The sequence below is a fragment of the Nonomuraea cypriaca genome (genome assembly GCF_015645445.1).
In the GTDB taxonomy this organism is placed as follows: Bacteria; Actinomycetota; Actinomycetes; order Streptosporangiales; family Streptosporangiaceae; genus Nonomuraea; species Nonomuraea cypriaca.
Map to the genome: position 1 here is coordinate 37,451 of NZ_JADOGI010000007.1, position 17,764 is coordinate 55,214.

Here is a 17,764-nt window from a genome sequence, read left to right on the forward strand (position 1 = left end):
TTGCGGATCAAGCCCCGACTGGGTCACGCGTCACCGTCCCCATCCTGAGTATCATCCTCTCCGCCAAACAGTGAAGCGGCCTTGAAAGCAACGTCCCCAACATACTCTCCGAGACGGCGGCCCCACCCCTCGCGGATCTCTTTGATCATCCCTATGGACGGGTGTGTTCGGTGCTCGTTTTCATACCGGGACCAGGCGAGCAGTAGCCATGTCACCGCATCTACGCTTTGCACCAACAGCCTTTTAGCCTCTTCCTCGCTCATCGCCTCGATTTCGTCATTAGCAACGCGGAGGGGGCCGATCAGGCTCTTATAAGCCGGGTGCGCATTGTTAATACACAGAATCTCTAGATTGAGTGCCTCGTCGGGCCAGAAGAATGCTGGCGCCTCTTTCACGGGGCGGTCAACTACTTGCACTGTAACGCCGCGCTGGTAGTTGGCAATGATCGCGCCACGGATTTCCGCCGGCACGTCCTGCTCTTCCAGCTTGTGATCGATCGCTTCGGCCGCCTTGATGGGGTCCGGCTTGTTGTTGGCGAAGTCAGCCTCGCCAGGTGTCGGACTCACACCGGAGCGGGTCTTCTTGACATTGGAGGCGACGCTCGTGATGGCAGGCTGGGGTCGTCGAGCGCCCGAGGCAGCCTGCTGCGCGTTCTTCCCTTCCTGCTTCATCGCGTTGACGAGGGCCACGAGCTGGTAGGCCATATCGTAAAGCTCTGCGATCGGGTGGTCCTCGTCGAACAGTCCCTCCTCGATCGCCTCGTCCTTAGTTAGACGGTGCTCCCGCGCCAGACGAAGTGCTTGTGCGAGGTTAGGGGCGTCCTGCTTGTTGTTGGTAACCCCGAAAATCTCGTCGAGGCATGGGTCGAAGGCAATCTCGACGCCCCACCAACGGTCCGTAGCTTCCTGAGCCAGTGTCTTCTCCAGGACGAGCTCGCGATCAGCCCGCATGACAGAAATACCGGAATTGTCACGGGCGTGGCGCCCCTGGTGAGTGCTGATTCCAGCGTTGCGACCCGGCCGTGCTTCGGGTTTCGCAAGCGACAACTGAGCGCGAACGGTCGAGGTACCCTCACCATCCGGTCGTTGAAGGACGAACGTGCGGGACGTGTGGTGTTCGGCAAAGGGCGGTTCGTCCGTGATGGGAACCAGAGGTTTTCCATCATCTTCGGCGGATGCTTCCCAGTATCCCAGCGTTGTCTCAGCAACCGGGTGGAGGTACAACGGGTCGTTCGGCCTAACCTCCTGGAACCCATCAGGTCCGCCCAACGTGTCCGCTTCCATCACGGCTACCTGAATACTGCGCCGTCGAGTATCAGAGGTTAGAAACTCCCGATAGACGCGCCCGAGAAGGTATTCCGTATGGGCAAACATCGTCTCAGCGCGCACCCAACGCAGCTTGTCAAGGTGCGTCCACCGAATCACGGTTCCGCTGTAGAGCGCTTGGCCCATGGAGGTATCGGGAACAGCGTGATCCTTATAAACATCAAGGACCCAGTCCGGCAAGGCCACGTAGGCCGGGCTTGACGGCTGGGTCGGCCAGGGAACGGTCAGCGCTCCCTTCTTGGCTGAGTCCTCGACCTCCTTCAGATCGAGGTACGTGTGCGATGCGTTTTCCGGCTGTGTCTTCTGCCAGGTCCAAACATCCGTTCGCTTGCACTGCGAGACGCTCGCCTGTGGCAGCCCCATACCGAACCGTCCGATGCCGGATCGATCGTCGTATTTGCCTGAGCCGCCGAAAGACAGTGCGAGATTGAGTGCCTCCTCTGTCATACCTCCGCCATCGTCGATGACCCATATCTCATCGACCCGCTTCGTAGCGCGCTGCTTGCCTTGCACCGTACGTTGCACGATAACCAGCAACACCGTGTTGGCATCGCCCCACTGAAATGAGTTGTCGATCAACTCAGCTAGAGCATAATCGGTGCCCTTGTAACCGGTGTCACGGATTGACTTCACTGTTTGCGAACCAGAAAGAAGGGGTGCTTCCTGCCTCGCGATACCTGGTGTTACCACAAGTCCTCCCAGTGCGTGAAAGCAGCAGCAATGGTGCCGAATGCTGGAACGGAGGGGTCAACAACGGTGGCGACCACTGCCTTCTTGTTTCCGCCAGCTTTCGGGCCTCGGATGCCTCGGCCTACCATCTGGCTGTACAACACAAGCGAGCGCGTGGGCCGGGCTATGACTACCGCGCTTGTTTGTGGGGCATCGAAGCCTGTGGTCAGCACACCATAGTTGACTAGCACACGAGTAACGCGTGCCGAGCTCTTATACATGCGGATCGCAGTGTCGCGGATCTCCGGTGCTGTAGTACCGTCCACCGCGTCAGCTAGCACCCCCGCCGCCCGTAGGGTCGCCGCGACAACGTGGGCTAGATCAACAGATGCCGCGAAGACGATGATCCGGCGATGCGACTCCTTGACTAGCTGCAGCGTTGCCGCGACAACTTCCTTGAGATAGCCATCCTCATCCATCCCCAGCTCTGCCGGGTCATCAGCCACAGGTGCCGGCTCCTCCTCCGCATCTGGCAGCTCACCAAGCAGGCGAAATTCCGGCTCGGCAAGATAGCCCTGCTGTATGAGGTAGTCAACAGGTCCGGCTGCGCCACCATCCGTAGCAGTATCTAGCTCAATCTTGGTGTGCTCGAAGAATGCGGCGAGCTCCTCGTCCGCGGTAGAGCCCACAAACGTACGCCCTGGCGTAGCGCTCAAACCAACGATGGGCGTGATCGGCTGCCCTGCCACGGATAGCTGTTCCACCACCTGCCGATAGGTTGGCGCAATGGCTTGGTGAGCTTCATCGAAGACGATCAGCCCCAACCGACGTCCGAGGTCACGGAGCAGCTCAGGCTCATTCCGGCGTGCATAAATCGTCTGCAAGCTCGCCACGAGGAGACCATCTATCACGTCATCGCTGTTCCAATCCTGGCCGCTCCATGCGGCCAGGATAGGAACTTCACGGTTACCCAGCGCGTTCCAGGCCCGGTGAAACTCTCGAGCCGCCTGATCAAGCAGCTCGCGCGTCGAGGCAAGCCAGAGCACTGGTCGCCCCTCATGTTCTCGAAGAAAGTCGCACACCATGCTCAAGGTCGTGCGGGTCTTCCCCGACCCCGTCGGCATGTGCAGCAGAAGACGAGTCCTACCTTTACTTAGCAGAGACCGCGCTTCCGTCACGGCCCGCCGCTGATGAGGAAACAGTCCATACACCGGAGTGGCCTGGGTGGGCAGAGCCGCTATCTTGTCGCTGTGGGCTTCAGGTAGCCCGAGGAAGACGGCTACGCGACTGGAATTCGCAAGCACCGCCCGCGCGCTCAGGTCAGCTGGTCCTAGCGACAGGCGTTCCGACAAAGCCCAGCGTTGCTCTTCTGGGAGCTCATCGGGCAATACGCCGGCGTCAGCGAGGCGGCGAACAGCAGAGATGGGGTCACCGAGACATGCCACAGCAAGCACCGCATCAGACGGCATCTTTGCGACGAGGCCATCTCGGACAAGCCTCGTAATCGTACGGGCCACACGAGAGTCGACGAGAGACTGGGCATGTGCCGCAGTCTCTAGCAGGTCGAAGATCGTGTACCGGCCGTTCACAGACGCTCAGATCCTGAGGGAAAGCTGAAGAGAACTGTCTGAAGGAAGAGACTGCGTTGGAGCCGGACGAACATTTGAGGGGCAGGCGAAGCGAAGGTCGTCAACCTGTGCGTGGGCACAGAGTGACGCAGAGTGGGTCACGGCAGTAGTGCAGTCCATCCGAACGGTATCCTCCGCACGCATCGCTTCGAAGGTTGTTAGCTACATGGTTCGCCTTAGCGGATGGTACGGCATCGGCTCGATGGTCTCATCCTATTGTTGTATCTCGGTAACAATTAGTTCCCAGCCAGTTTGCTAGCGCGATTGCGGCTGAGCGGAAAATAGGCACATAACGGGGCAATAGGAACGATCAGAGCTTCGGGTGACGGCTCAACCTCTGCCCAATTGCCTCCCATAGGGCTCCCCTCCACTCCCGGGCCCCTGCTGCAACTACAACCGATTGATACACCTCCGCCCATCGTGCATGAGGATCATCGGCCGCAGCAGAGCGACCGGCCGGATGTCGCGTAAAGTGACCGCACGGTGACACGGCCGGAGTTAATGTCAGGCATGGAGGTTGGAGAAGAGTGGGCTTATCGCGAGCGGCCGAGGGCGCTGGGCGATCCCGTGCACCGCGTCACGATCGTCAAGATACGAGATAGCGACGACTCGATCAGGATCCGCCGGCTGGACGGCGATGACGCCGGGCTGCAGGAATGGGTCTCCTACACCTCTCTGCTGGATCGCTGGGCCGCCATCGAACCGCGGCTCAACGACGAACGGCGGCTGTTGGCAGTCAGAGAGGTGTCGACTACAGCTGGCGGCACGGTGGAGTACGAAGCTGCGTTGCTCGTCGTGAAAAACTGCGGGCTTGGCCGACGGCTGATCCTCGGACGAAGTAGGAGCGAGACCGGAGTCCTTCGGATCGACAACCCCACGAGCGTTGCCGAACGCTTGGGGCTCACGCCCGAAGAACTAGGAGACGGCTCGCGGGCCTTCCATGATCGCCATGGGGTGTTGATCAGCCCTTGGCAAGCGGCACAGCGATTGATACCGACCATCGCGAGCGTCTTCTCCGAGGACGTCATGGAAGCGATCCACCGCGAAGAAGCTGAGTTCCGTGACGAGTCCCTCTACGGAAACTCCCATCGACGATCCTGGGAGGATGCCCGCGACGAGCGCAAGGTACGGCTGCGCGAGCGCGAACCTGTGCACGCCATGGTGCGGCAGTGGTGCGGACAGGAGGCCGTTGAGCGGTTCGATGAGCTGATCGCCTTGCGCAACGAAGTTGTACGGCTTGGCCAGCTCCTCGACCGGGCGGTCGAGGCACTGCGCAAGCGCGGGGCCACGGCTACCGCCGCCACCATTGAAAGCGACCTGGGCGTCCCCATCGCCATGCTGATGGATAGAGATCGTCATACCTGACACCAGCGGGTTCTTCCGGTCGTGATTCTCGTTCGCCTCGCCTTTCTTCCCGTAGGTAGCGGCGCAGGGCTTTCAGCGTCGGCTCGCTGTCGAAGTCCGCCTCGGTCAGCACGCTCGGCGTGTGCAGGGGATCCATGTCATCTGCTTGTGCTCGCGCCCACGCCACCCACTGCGTAATCGTTGCCTCCTGTGCAGGCAGCGTCGCCGCAAGTGCTTCCAGCTCCAGACAGAATTCGCGGATAGCCGCAGCGCAAGCCCATCCCTCTAGCGCTTGGCCGAAGGCTCGCCGCCTGTGCTCCTCCCTTGCCTGGTCGGCGGCCTGTGCAAGTTCCGTATCGCGTTCTGCTCGCCGCGCCGCCTCCCGTCGTTGCCGTTCCTCCTCCTCGCGTCGCCAGTTCTCAGCGCGTTCCCGCTCAGCCTTCTCTCGCGCCAGGCCCGCCTGCTGGTCAGCCTCGGAGCGCCGCTCAATCTCTGTGACGGCTGCTCGTATCTTGTCCTCCAGGCGTGAACGCTTGTCATCCGCCCAGCTCTGCAGACCGCGCCCTTCCCCCAGCTCGAGCCTGAGCCGGCCCGAGGGGACCTCGTCATACTCGGGCGTGACCCGTTGCCATGGGTAGAGCTTTCGGCTCCGGAGTTCCTCTTCGGTGAACACGTGAGGAACGCGGTCGAGTTCCTCCTTGATGTTCAGTGCATAGTGGTGTCCACGCGCGTGCGCGTGAAGGCCGTGTGGCTTGCCTCGCCTGGATATGCCGATGCAATGGCCGCGTTTCAGCAGATCCTCTGCTAAGGCTCGTACCACTTCCAGCGCGCGGCCGATCGTCCCGTCGGTGACGTCGATGGAATGACGATCTTCCCGAAGCCAAGCCGCAAGCTCGTCAGGGTCGGTGATCAGGTCACGGACGCTCAACCGGATGCGATTCCAGTCCGTCTCATCGGGATGTGCAGCATCCTCCAGTCGCAGGATGAGGTCCCCGCGGTCGCGACCGGTATGTAGGAGGCGGAAGCCCTCAGGGATCAATCCGTGACGCTTGGCCGCGTCCAAGGCCCGTCGATGCAGTGCCCTGGTGGCCTTGTCCGGGTCATGGATATGCAGCGTCCCCCCTTCGTCCTGCAAGCGCTTGATCAGTTCAGCCGCCAAGGCGCGAGGTGATTGCGGCCTAAGGTCGGCAGTTCGTCTTCCGCTCTTGGAACTCACGGTGGGAGATGTCAGAGCCGCGGCGCCCTGGTAGTAGCCATGCGCGAGGTAGAAGCGACCTGCCTCCGTTACCTCAGCGATCCAAATGCCGTCTTTTCGTGGGGTCGAAACTAATCCCCTGTCCCGGAGTGCATACACGGTACGAGCCAAATCACTGTCCTTGGCGGTGACCGATTCACCCTCCGCGATGCGGCGCAGGGCCGCCATTTGGCGCTCGTTCAGCTTGGCCCAGCGACGCATATCACTAGATGACATCAAGTCGCCACCGTACGCAACCAGATTGCGCCACAACGGGTTCCCAACTCAGGAGTAGCACGATCAACCACGCTGGTGTTGCGGCCTGCGATAAGCACCGCAGAGCAGCTGAGGGGCGGACGGTGCCGTGGACGACGGACCGGTGAGTGTAGGTCTCTGCTGTGTGCGGCGTCGCGGGTAGGGCTAGCGTTGTCGCTGTGACCCCCGAACATCTGGAGTTGGTGGCAGCGCTGGTCGACCTCATCTCCGATGCACGACCACGAGCCGGCGAACATGCCGATCTGACCGACCGGGAAACAGCCGATGCAATCGCCGAGTCGCCGGCAGGTGACACCGTACGTCGGGCGGCGAACGCGGCCGCTCGGGCCAACGGGTATCTGAACGGCGAGCGCGGCGATCGACATGCGGGCCGGGCGTTGCAGGGCGATGCGCTATTCCGGCTCGGGGTCGCCGCCCTACTCAGGTCCAACCACGAGTTCAACGCCGAGGCTCTGGCCGGGCAGCTCGCCGCGTACCTAGCCGGGCCGCCCGAAGACCTGTGGCGATACTTCGTTCTCAACATCGACTGGGAGCTGCCACGTCCGACCGACCTCGGCGGATGGAGACTTTCGCGACCCGGCGCAGACGAATGGAGAGCCCAGCGGCCGGTCCCGATCGCAGCGGACCACGCGGCCACCCAGGCGTGGGATCCGTTGTTGGAGTCGGGATGGCATGTCGTCCTGGCCACCCCTGACCCGGAGCTGGCACCCGTGCGGGATTTGCCTTTGCGGTTGTTCTCCCGCGGTCCGTCGACAAGGTCAGTGTGGGCGCCGCTCCTGGCTGTCAACCTGTGGTCGGACGAGCCGGCCCGGGTCGTGGCCGAGTATGTGGTGGAGCCCGGCCGGACCGTCGACTGCCTGTACTCTTCGATCCCCTACACGTACATCGGATCACCAGGCGATGAGTGCGAGGTCCCGCTGCTCGGGCCGCTTCACGTGGACGACAGCCACAGCGAGCGGCTGATCCGCTTCCTGACGGAGATCACTACCCGGCTCACCGAGCGGGAACTCGGTACCAAGCTCCACGACCGCATCCGGCGTAGTGCGCTGCGGTTCCTGAGTACGTCGGACATGGTCGGCTACCGCGCCGATGTGACGTTCTCCGATGACGAGCCGCAGGTGGTGCTCAACTACGTGACGTCACTGGAGAACCTGCTTTCTGGCGGCAGTGAGAGCCACACAGATCTCTCTCGCAGGACGGCACAACGCGCCGCCGTCCTCATCGGCGAGAATGACGGCGACCGCCTACGCACACTCCGTTGCGTGAAGGACGCCTACAACGTTCGCAGCAGCATTGCCCATGGCAGCGATCCACGCCCGCGCAAGCTGACCGAAGCCGCCACACAGGTCAGATCGATCCTCCGCCGGGCGCTCGTCGCAGCGATCGTCCTCGGCGAGGCAGAGCTGGGCCCCTTGTGCGATGAAGCGCTCTTGTCCCAGGGGACGCTTCGCGCGAAAATCAACAACCCGCTCGCAGAATTCTACTCGCTTATCCATGCGCCTTAAATCCCGTCTCGGAGGAGGGAGAGGGTGGCGAACCTAGGGCCACGCGGGTCGGCCATGAATCGAATGCGATTCAACACTTTGCAGCGCTGGACGCCGATGACCCCGCTCGCAGATTGCGTTCATCCATGAAGACAACCCCGTTCCGAACCAAGCAGCCGCATCCGGTCCTATAGCGGAATGCTGATGATGTCAGCGATCGCCTTGGCGGCTGCGCTCTGCAGGTCCATGGTGGCGAGGTCGACGGCCAGGATGTCGCAGCCTGTGCCGCCGTGCAATTCCCGGGTGGCCTCGGCAAGTGCGATGCAGGCGGCGATGATGCCGACGAACGATGCTCCCACTGCTATGCCGGCGAGTTCGACCATTCCGCAAGCGTTGTGGTGATTTCTCAGATCTGCGAATGCCTGGGTGGCCGGGACGGCTGCCGGGGGTGGGTCGGTGGCCCAGCCCTCGACCTGTTCGCTGGCCTGGACGCCGGGGAATCGGCGCATCAAGAGGGAGGAGAAGGTCTCCGATCCGCTGCCGAGGCCGATGTCGATGGCGGTACGCCAACCTACGTTGGAGATCACGCGGCGGGTGCGGAGGTTGTCGACGCCGATGAGTGCGACATGGCTTTCGTCTGCGGACCGGCGAAGGTCTGTTCCGAGGCGGCGCTCGATGATCTGCGTGGTGAATCCGGCATGGTCCAGCGCTGCCGCGACCAGACGGGTCTTCGGGGTTCCGAGTGAGTCGCGTGGAGTTAGAACCCCCGTGCTGTGGTTGCCGGGCACGGTCCGATCGACGTCTTGCAGGACGATGTGAACCTCGGCCGGATCCAGGTAGGGCAACCAAGAGATGGCCCAACTGTAGGCCTGGCCGAGGTGACCGAGGCCCACGAGCCACCACGAGTCGGGGGCGTGAGCGAGCGCCGGGCCGTTGTCGCTGCCGTCGTGGCCGAGGTTCCACAGGTTCAAAGTGATGTCGCGGAAGCCGGCATCACTGCCTGGTCGCGCTCGCATGTAGGCGAAGGCTTCACTGATCGCCAACGCCGCAGCGGTGATCGCCGCGAAGACACATGGCTGGCCATTCGTTTGCGGCGCCGGTGGTTGGCCAGTGTGCACGTGTGCGACCCACCCCGACCAGGAGACGCGGAATATGGGGCGCGGCTTGCCGTGGCGTCCGGCATGGTCAGAGGGCACGAAAGCGTCAGCCCCGATGGGCACAGCGGGCCAATCTGCAGAGTCGGCGCTGATCCTTTCTCGATCCTCGTTCGCGACCAGGTGGGCGCCCTGATCGGTGATGGCCTCCGCGAGGGTGCGGCCGGTGAAGGGCCCCCTGGCGATGAGGGTCTCTGGTGCGTCGAGAATGACGGCGGCAGTGCCGAAGGCCCTGGTAGCGGTCGCAACTGCGGTGAGCAGAGCCGCCTGTCCGTTGGCGTCGAAGCATGTGGCGTTGTCAGCGGAGATGATGATTCCGGTGGCGGCGTGCGCCGTGATCGCCGCCTGGAGGGTGGGTTGTGAACCGTCGTGCGCGGCCAGGAGGGCGGTGCGGTTGATGTCATCGGGCTTGAGAGGTGCGGTCATTGCGAGCTCCAAGGGGATATGCGGCGCTTGAGGCGGGCGCCCCAACGCCGGAGCGCGGCGAAGGTGGCCGCCGTCTTGCTGACGGTGTGATGAGAGGCGTGGACGTGCAGGATGTCGGCCACGTCGTCGCCGAAGTGCGAGGTCCAGTGGCCGCGTCCGCCGAAGACGTGGACGCCGAGTTCGCTGATCGTGATGGGGTCCTGGGCGAACCGGGGCGCGATGATCGCGATGTGTCCGGGCAGCGCCACCATGGGATGCGCGGCGTCGATCTTGCTCTGGCCGACATAGGCACGGGGGTGGGTGTGGATATCGCCGACGACGCGGAGGTTCTGGTCGCGGCAGATCATGCCGAGAGTGGTGTAGCCGTCAGCGCCGAAGCTGATTGCTCCCGTCAGGCAGTTCTCGTCGAGGTCGTCGTAGAACGCGAGGCTGACCACGGTTTCTCCTCGTTCCTGCGGCTCCGTTATCGGGTTGACGCCTGCCAGCAGGAATGCTCCTGATTCGCGGCTTCCTTGCCCGCGGCGGGCGAGTTCGTGGAGGAGTACCTCGAAGAGAGCGGCGTCGATCGTGAGCCGAGGGTTCGGGGTGGTCATGGGGTCTCCGGCGCAGGTTGGGGTAGTACGGCGTCTTGGAGTTCCAGTGAGATCTGCTGCAGGTAGAAGGTGATCGTGCGGCTGGGGTTCCATGCTCTGCTGGGATGCTCTGCCGCCCAGTTCGTGTGGGTGGCCAGCCCTTGGCGGTCGCATGCCATGTACGGGGCGTTCTGGTTTCCCACCGACCAATCGGTGCGGAAGATCTGCGCCGCGGTTCCTCCGGTGGGCCATTGCTCGACCGGGAGGGGAGCACCTTGTTCCAGGTCCCATGGCTGTCCGCTGGGGGGCAGGCGTGGGTAGCCGTCCACCAGGATCTTCATGCCGAGCGCGTGGCCGTCGCCGGCGGTGATCGCGACGAGCAGGTGCGGCCAGTCCAGGGTGACCAGTCGCCAGAGCCCGGCATCGACCCCGTTCTCGAACTCGTTGGAGGCGAGGTCGAGGTCGAGCCGTTGGCTGCTGGGGTCGATGCCAGGCACAGTCATGTGGCGCTCAGCCCTGGGGGCGCACGAGGTGCACCAGGTCGAGCGCTGCTGTGCAGGTGCCCTTGGGCGCGTACACGCCGATCGGGCTGGTGGCGGGAAGGTCGTCGGTGGAGCCGGGCAGGCGCAGGACCAGGTCAGCAGCGTCGGTGTCACTGAGTTCGAACTCGGCAATGGCCTTGGCCCGCACCCGCTTGAGCCGAGTGGACGGGGCCGTGGTGATGCGGACCTGGGAGCCCGCGTAGGAAACCGTGACGGCGATGGCACGGCAGGGGTGAACGATCACGTGCCCCGGCTTGTCTCCGAAGATCTCGGCGACCGTCGCGTCGATGTCGAGCTCGACCTCCTCGTCCAGCCGGTAGGCGATGTCATCGGCCTCCAGCGTCAGCAGTTCCCGCATGCGGGTACCCGGAGAGACCTCGGAGTGCGTGAGCACGGCTGAATCTGCAGCCGAGTAGGTGTGGATACGCATCTACGTCCTACCTTTCATGATCCTTTGAAGATTGCCATCCAGATCTAGGCCTGATCCACTTCCCAGTGAAGCATAGATCTCGCGATCTCGGTTAATTTCTGAGGCCGGACGCGTCACCTGAGTCGCTCGCTGTCTCAACCGATGGCTGGAATACTGGAGGGGTGATCATGACCGCGATGGACACCGGACTGGCGCAGATCATCACGTCGTCCGTGGCGTTGGCCCAGACGTGGCCAGGCGCTAGCGATCAGGTGATGATGCTCATCCACGTGTTGCGGATGGCCGCGCCGAGCCTGGTCGAGGTGTTCCAGCTCGGGCTGGTCACCATGATCATCCCCCTGCCTGAGAGGATCTCCTCTGAAATCACACTGAAGTTCGGGAGTGTTGTGATGACCGCGAACGCGAAGGGCCAGGAAGGCGAAAGCATCTTGCAGCCCCATCTTCAGCCTGCTGCCGTCTGGAGGCTGGAGATCACCGACCTTGTCGCCGGTGGACGGTCGGGGCTCGGGCTCAGGATGGTCGGGTGACCGCCCAGAACGAACCAGCTGGCATCACTCCAGGGTGGTCCCTTCATCCCGGTGCGCTCCTGCGACAGGTTCTGGAAGCCCGCGGGATTCGCCAATCCGAACTCGCCGAACGCACAGGACTGACTCCGAAGCACATCAACCAGGTCGTGAAAGAGATCATCGGGATCTCTGGGGATGTCGCATTGCTTCTTGAGCGAGCGCTCGGAATCGATGCAGAGTTTTGGATTCGAGCCGATGCGGACTACCAAGCTTATTCCAGCCGGGAACGCGCCAAGGCAGCTCTCGCTGAATACACAATATGGGCTAAGGCGTTCGATCTGCCAACACTGGCTCGGCACGGAGTCACGAGCCAAAACGACGACCCCGTCCACAGAGTGGATAAAATCCTCAAGTTCTTCGGTGTAGCCAGCCCGGAAGCATTTGAGCAAACTTGGCAACGGCCACGGGTGTCATTCCGTCGAAGCCAGGCCTTCACCGTTCTGGAACAGAACACTGCCCTATGGCTTCGCCTCGTTGAATGCAGTGCAGAACAGGCGCAGGTACCGCGCCTGCGGGTGAGCACCCTTCGCTCAGCCGCGCGAGCTATCCGAGGGATGACAAATCTAACCATCACCGACGGCTTCGCGACGGCCAGAGCTGCGCTCGCTGAGGCCGGAGTGGTTCTCACCTTCGTCCGGCAGGTCCCTGGCACTCGCGTGTGTGGAGCCACATGGTGGCTGGGAGCCGATAGACCGGTCATCGGGCTGACCGAACGAAATCGCAAGCCCGACATCTTCTGGTTCACCCTGCTTCATGAAATCGGCCACATCGCCCTTCATCCCCGGCGAACCACCTTCCTGGACTTGGAAGGAAATTCTGATGACGCCCCCGAGCAGGAAGCTAACTCTTTTGCCGAGGAAATGCTCTTCCCAGGTAACGCCCGCGACCTGATCGCACGGGCCACCACACGTCAGCAGTTGCTACTTCTGTCTGCCAAACTAGGCATGGGAACCGCCATCGTTGCAGGCCAGCATGGGCGTCTAACTGGACGATGGGCAGTCGGAGGCAGTCTTCGCGGCACAATCACAGATGAGGATGTCAATCAGCTAGAAACAACATGCCCGATAAAACTTCACGATTCGGGGGGTCCGACAGCCATCTGAATGCATCGCAATCATTACGACCAAATGAGCCGACGCGCTGCGTGCGATCATCAGGGCTACTTGCCCAAGAAGAATGACGGCGTGAACCAGCACTCCGACCTGCGTGTGCCCGAAAACTCATCTACATAATTCGAGCGTCATGTGCGTATTCGCGAAGGACTCCGCCGATCAGGCCATCCGGCTTGCATGCCTTTATCAGTGACGCCTGGCCGGTCGCCGGCCAGGGGGCTGTGACGGGGTCATCAGGCTACGCGTGACGGCTCCGTCCCGGAATCGCTGGTACATGAACGATCATCAAAGGTCCGCTGCGAACGACATCCATCCCCTTCGAGACCACAAACCATCCGGGACGTCAGCTCGTCAATCGGAAGTAAAGTAAGAACGGTCAAGGGATGCCATCCGCCCCGTGGTTGCTCGTTGGATGCTCGTCGGCACCTGACACGGCATGGCACCGGGCGGCATTCTTAGACATTTTCGACGACAACATTTGCGGGCAGAGTGATACATTCAGATATAGTTCAACAGTGCTGAACATAAAAGCTGTCGACTTTTAATCCGTAGGTTCCGGGTTCGAGCCCCGGGCGCCCTACCACTCCATACCCCTTCCGACCTGCACTTTCTCGATTCTCGGCCCTCTATTCCGAGGTGGAGATGGCCGAGTTCTTGCTCGTCACATGCTCTTCGGCACGCGTCCGGCACATCGGCGGGCCGACGGCGTGATCGAAATGAGCCGGTTTGCGGTGCCGGGCATCGGCCGCCTGAGACCGCATCGTCAAGCCAGACCCGAGCGACACCCAACAGAAGATCATGGTGGAAGGGTTGGCGGGCGGAACACGCCCGGCTTGACCGCAGACCCGTCCAAGCACTGGTCAAGCCGCCTCCGGCCACATTCACGTGCCGTTCGTGGCGGCGGCCGTACTGGCTTCCCCTGTGGACCGGGTCCGCTCGTGATCGACCGCTTTACTCGTCTACGACCATGCGCCGTGTAATTGCGCTCTTCCAGGAGCATGATGCCGTCATGGAGGGCGCCGGCGAGTCCCAGAAGAAGTCACGGAACGCAGCGATCTTTGCCGTAGCCAGCTTGGTGGTGACGTTGGCCGCCTGGCTTCTGCCCGATCCGTTCGGCTGGGGACCAGAGCCTGGCACCCGCCTTCCGACAAGCCCCACGACGAAGCGGCCGTCCCCGCACCAGCCCACGCCATCATCGGTGAATTCGCAGGCGGAGGGCGACGAAGGGGTGGCCGACGTGGCGGTGTACGACGCGCGCGAATTACGGGTACCGGCCGAGTCCTGCGGGACCATCCACGTCCACCTGGACGGCCCCGGTCGTGACCAGTTCCATCCCTTGCTCAACCGGAGCTGGAGTACGTCGAGGACTTTTCCTGCGAACCACCCTTGCGGCCGGTCCTGGACACATGGCCCGACCTACCGATCAGCGGGGGACCGCCACAAGACGATCCCGTGAAGTGCGCGATGGCCGTAAGTGAAAGGCCCGCGTTCGCTGGAGAGCAAAGGCCCCGGCCTGGGCGGCACTTCTGCCTCACCACAGACCCCGGCCTGGTGGTGTCCGCGAGAGTGAGAGAGTGTCTCGAATCCCCTCTGGTGATCCTCAAGCTGGCGCCTACGCCTCGGCCGTCGATCGCGCCACCGGGTAACAAACCTGTAACGCCTCAAAACTCGTGCACGTGGTCTGAGCTGGTGTTTCTTCGGTTTAGTCAGGCGGCACGGTGGTACTCGCCGATGGCTCCGCTGAGCACCCTCCGGCGCTGAACCCGGCCTTCCAGCGGCACCACGACGTCCTCGTCTTGATCAGGTGGGCGTTGCCGGCGGGACTGGTGCGGGCGGTGCGCGTTGTAGTGCTCGACGTACTCGTTCAGAACCGAGCGAAGGTGGCATTCGTCGTAGATCAGCATGCGGTCGGTGCATTCGGCTCGGACGGTACGGATCCAGCGTTCGGCGTAGCAGTTGGCTCGGGGCGTTCGTGGCGGTGTCTTCATCACCGTGATGCCCAAGCTGGTGAAGACCTCGTCGAAGGCGGCGGTGAACTTGGCGTCCCGGTCACGGATGAGGAACCGAAATGACCTTGCCTGACGGCCGAGATCCATAAACAGATTTCTCGCCTGCTGAGCCGTCCAGGCGCCTGTGGGATGAGTGGTGACGCCCAGGATGTGCACACGTCGCGTTTCCACCTCCATCACGAACAACACGTACAAGCGCTTCAGGAAGACCGTGTCGACGTGGAAGAAGTCACAGGCGAGCAGTCCCTTCGCCTGCAGGCGCAGGAACGTCCGCCAAGAGGTGTCGAAGGTTCGTGGCGCCGGACTGTGCCGGCGTGAACGCAGGATCCGCCGCACGGTCGCCGCGCTGACCTGCAAACCGAGCCGAACCAGTTCACCGTGGACCCGCCGGTATCCCCATCTTGGGTTCTCGCGGGCCAGGCGGAGGACCAGGTCCCGGACCTCTTTGCTGGTTCCGGGACGGCCGGTGCGGTGTGGGTATGTCCATGCGCGTTTGATCAAACGACGATGCCAGGCCAAGAGGGTTCCCGGGGTGACCAGCCGATGAGCGCGCAGCACCGACGGCAGGAAACGGGCCAAGGCCGCCAGGAGCGCCCGATCGGCCCAGTCCGGCTTCGGCCGCACAACCTGACGCTTCAACACCGCAACCTCGTGGCGGAGCACCATGATCTCGACATCCTTGGAAGCCTGGCTACGCCCCAGCAACACCAGCCAACCGAACACCCGGATCAAGGTCAGATACAGCAGACGAACCGGCACGAACTGCGATCTTGCCCGTAGGGCCTGTGGAGGTCAAAGCCGCAGATCAAGCACCACGCGATGAGTTATGAAGCGGTACAGGATCGCGATGCGGGAATCGTTCGCCGACCTTTGGCCGTGGTTCACCGCCAACGCCCCCTCCCGCAGTTTCTCGGACATGGAGGTGGAGAGCGACGAATGGCGGGAGTGTCGGCTGGCCGCCTACCGGGCAGCCGCCTCGGTCATGGTCGACCGGTACAGCCGAGGGCAGTTTCCGCCTCCGCCCTTCCCGCAGGACGACCTGAAGGGGCTGCCTGCCGAGGACCCGAGGATGAGCCGGTCGACCGCCGCCTACCGGGCCGTCTGTCGCCTGCGGGCGGTGGCGCCAGGACTGGCCGGGGGACGACAGTACCCCAGTGGGGCGTGGCGGGACGTCCCGGAGGTGATCGGCCGGTCCGAGTATGAGCTGGCCCCCTGGCCAGCGCTGCGGGCGATCCTCGATCCCGTCCACGACGCCGCCCTGCTCGGCGAGGACGGCGACCGGATGGCTGACCTGGTGAGCGACGCTGCCCAGCAGCTCGCCGCCCAGGTGAGCCCTGAGTCGCCCTGGCATCGCGACCGCCACCCGCTCCAGGACGACCACGACGGCCACTCCCTGTCGCAGTTCGTCGAGTACCTCACCCGCCAGGACGACCCGGCCTGGGCCGACGCGGTGCGCCGGGCTGCGCCCTGGCACGCGCCGCGATGGAATGGCCGGGCCTACATCCCGCAGCAGGTCCACGCGGTCGTCGTGACGGCCATGGTCGTCTATGTGCTCGCTGCGCAGCGCCGCGAGCAGGCCGCGCAGATCAGCCCGGAGATGGTCCTGCACGCGCTGACCACCTACGTGCCGGTTGCCGACTGGCTGGGCACCGCCTTGGCCGAGTGCGGCCACTCGACCGGCACCGCCAGCGTGATCGCGCAGCGGTTCGCTGCCCTCACCTACGACCACCAGCCACCGGCCAGCGTGGAGCCGATGAGTGATGGCACTGGCTGGTCAGGTCCGGTCCTGGGCGAGGCGTTGTATCGAGCGGTCTCGCTGCTCCGGGCTTCTCCCGCGCGGTCTGGTGCATCGACCACGTCGGCCTCGTGCTCACCCGGCTGATCATCGCCTGGTTCGTCCCGGCCGGCGCGCCGATCGTGGTGGCCATCGACGACAGCGTCACCCGCCGCTCGGGCAGGAAGGTCCACGGCGCGTTCTGGCAGTACGACGGTTCGGCGCCCGGCAGCCGCAAGACCAGCCGGGGCACCTGCTTCGTCACCGCCGGCATCGTCGTCCACCTGCCGTTTCTGCCCCGCGCGGTCTGCCTGCCCGTCTTCATCCGGCTCTACCTCAAGGACGGCCCGGGCAAGGTCGCCATCGCCGCCGAGCTGACCACGCTGCTCGCCCACGCCGGCGGCGACCGGCTGATCCACGTCGCCGCCGATGCCGCCTACCACGGCAAACCCCTGCGTGAGCTGCCCACGCAGGTGTCCTGGACATGCCGGATCCCGCGCAACGCCGTCCTGTACGAGCTGCCACCCGCACCCCAGGGGAAACGACGCGGCAGACCACGCACCAAAGGCGAACGACTGGGCCAGGTCGCCGAGCTGGCCGCCACCCGCTCCTGGAAGATCCGCAAGCTGTCCCTGTACGACAAGGAGCAGACCGTCCGCATCAGCGAGCTGCGCTGTCTGTGGTACGGCTCCTTCGGGCCCCGCCCGGTGCGCGTCATCTGGGTCCGCCACCTCGACTCCGGCAAGGCCTTCGACCTGGCGCTGGTCACCACCGACCTCCACACTGCCGCTGAGGATCTCGTTGTCCGGTACTCGTGGCGATGGTCCATCGAGCAGACGTTCCTGGAGTCCCGCCACCTGCTCGGAGTCGGTCAAGCTCGCAACCGCACGGTCAAGGCCGTCCAGCGCACCCTGCCCTTGGGCATGATCGCTTACAGCCTGGTCATCATCTGGTACGCCCGCCACGCCCACCACACCGCGGATGTCGTCGCCGATCACCGCCGCCGCGCTCCCTGGTATCGCACCAAGAGCCGGCCCAGCTTCGACGACATGCTCGCCCTGCTCCGCCGCCAGGTCATCGCCTCACGATTTTCAGCGACCTGGCCCGCGCAACCCGACCCCACGAAAATCAGCGACGACGAGCTGACCTGGACTTACGCAACGGGATAACGGCCAAACTCGAGATGTCAGCTCGCGCCACTGAAGAGTGCAACCCGGGG

14 protein-coding genes are annotated in these 17,764 nt (G+C 63.5%); 6 read left to right on the forward strand and 8 right to left on the reverse strand.

The genetic code is table 11. The features are described 5' to 3' along the window. Positions 1 to 23: 23 nt before the first annotated feature. Together ITP53_RS04050 and ITP53_RS04055 are read right to left on the reverse strand one after the other, a co-directional pair. Positions 24 to 1,958: an ATP-binding protein gene (locus ITP53_RS04050; protein WP_195893912.1), complete on the reverse strand. Its 1,935-nt coding sequence runs from the start codon at positions 1,956 to 1,958 to the stop codon at positions 24 to 26. Positions 1,959 to 2,008: 50 nt separating this feature from the next. Then, positions 2,009 to 3,463, reverse strand: coding sequence for a DEAD/DEAH box helicase (locus ITP53_RS04055; protein ID WP_195893913.1), 1,455 nt, complete (start codon positions 3,461 to 3,463; stop codon positions 2,009 to 2,011). Between the two features lie 669 nt (positions 3,464 to 4,132). Here ITP53_RS04055 and ITP53_RS04060 point away from each other — a divergent pair. Then, positions 4,133 to 4,987, forward strand: coding sequence for a hypothetical protein (locus tag ITP53_RS04060; RefSeq protein ID WP_195893914.1), 855 nt, complete (start codon positions 4,133 to 4,135; stop codon positions 4,985 to 4,987). Here the strand turns inward: ITP53_RS04060 and ITP53_RS04065 are convergent. Beyond that, on the reverse strand, positions 4,914 to 6,422 hold the full coding sequence (locus ITP53_RS04065; RefSeq protein WP_195893915.1) for a hypothetical protein: 1,509 nt from the start codon (positions 6,420 to 6,422) through the stop codon (positions 4,914 to 4,916). The genes ITP53_RS04060 and ITP53_RS04065 overlap by 74 nt on opposite strands. Positions 6,423 to 6,634: 212 nt before the next feature. On the opposite strand from ITP53_RS04065, the gene ITP53_RS60075 reads away from it, so the two are divergent. Further along, entirely contained in the window at positions 6,635 to 7,981 is a 1,347-nt protein-coding gene (locus ITP53_RS60075) for a HEPN domain-containing protein (RefSeq protein WP_195893916.1), read from the forward strand. 167 nt (positions 7,982 to 8,148) lie between these two features. Here ITP53_RS60075 and ITP53_RS04075 read toward each other — a convergent pair whose 3' ends face one another. Genes ITP53_RS04075 through ITP53_RS04090 form a run of 4 tightly spaced genes read right to left on the reverse strand, consistent with a single transcriptional unit; the run spans position 8,149 to position 11,084 of the window. After that, positions 8,149 to 9,540 (reverse strand): hypothetical protein, encoded by a 1,392-nt coding sequence (locus ITP53_RS04075; RefSeq protein ID WP_195893917.1) that lies wholly within the window; start codon positions 9,538 to 9,540, stop codon positions 8,149 to 8,151. Further along, positions 9,537 to 10,133 carry a hypothetical protein gene (locus ITP53_RS04080; protein WP_195893918.1) on the reverse strand — a complete coding sequence of 199 codons (597 nt, stop codon included), beginning with the start codon at positions 10,131 to 10,133 and terminating at the stop codon, positions 9,537 to 9,539. Before ITP53_RS04080 ends, ITP53_RS04075 begins: the two co-directional genes overlap by 4 nt. After that, positions 10,130 to 10,615 (reverse strand): DUF7665 family protein, encoded by a 486-nt coding sequence (locus tag ITP53_RS04085; protein WP_195893919.1) that lies wholly within the window; start codon positions 10,613 to 10,615, stop codon positions 10,130 to 10,132. The genes ITP53_RS04080 and ITP53_RS04085 overlap by 4 nt, the downstream gene beginning before the upstream one ends. Before the next feature lie 7 nt (positions 10,616 to 10,622). Then, entirely contained in the window at positions 10,623 to 11,084 is a 462-nt protein-coding gene (locus ITP53_RS04090) for a hypothetical protein (protein ID WP_195893920.1), read from the reverse strand. Positions 11,085 to 11,251: 167 nt separating this feature from the next. Here ITP53_RS04090 and ITP53_RS04095 point away from each other — a divergent pair, with 167 nt between their 5' ends. Further along, positions 11,252 to 11,611: a hypothetical protein gene (locus ITP53_RS04095; RefSeq protein WP_195893921.1), complete on the forward strand. Its 360-nt coding sequence runs from the start codon at positions 11,252 to 11,254 to the stop codon at positions 11,609 to 11,611. Continuing rightward, entirely contained in the window at positions 11,608 to 12,753 is a 1,146-nt protein-coding gene (locus ITP53_RS04100; RefSeq protein ID WP_195893922.1) for a helix-turn-helix domain-containing protein, read from the forward strand. The genes ITP53_RS04095 and ITP53_RS04100 overlap by 4 nt, the downstream gene beginning before the upstream one ends. Positions 12,754 to 14,468: 1,715 nt before the next feature. Here the strand turns inward: ITP53_RS04100 and ITP53_RS04105 are convergent. Next, the gene (locus tag ITP53_RS04105) at positions 14,469 to 15,530 is read right to left on the reverse strand and encodes an integrase core domain-containing protein (RefSeq protein ID WP_195893923.1); all 1,062 of its coding nucleotides are present in this window, start codon (positions 15,528 to 15,530) and stop codon (positions 14,469 to 14,471) included. A 67-nt stretch (positions 15,531 to 15,597) separates the two neighbouring features. On the opposite strand from ITP53_RS04105, the gene ITP53_RS04110 reads away from it, so the two are divergent. Beyond that, a complete protein-coding gene (locus ITP53_RS04110; protein WP_195893924.1) occupies positions 15,598 to 16,653 on the forward strand; it encodes a hypothetical protein in 1,056 nt (351 codons plus the stop codon). Next, the gene (locus tag ITP53_RS04115) at positions 16,638 to 17,714 is read left to right on the forward strand and encodes an IS701 family transposase (RefSeq protein ID WP_195893925.1); all 1,077 of its coding nucleotides are present in this window, start codon (positions 16,638 to 16,640) and stop codon (positions 17,712 to 17,714) included. Before ITP53_RS04110 ends, ITP53_RS04115 begins: the two co-directional genes overlap by 16 nt. Positions 17,715 to 17,764: the final 50 nt, after the last annotated feature.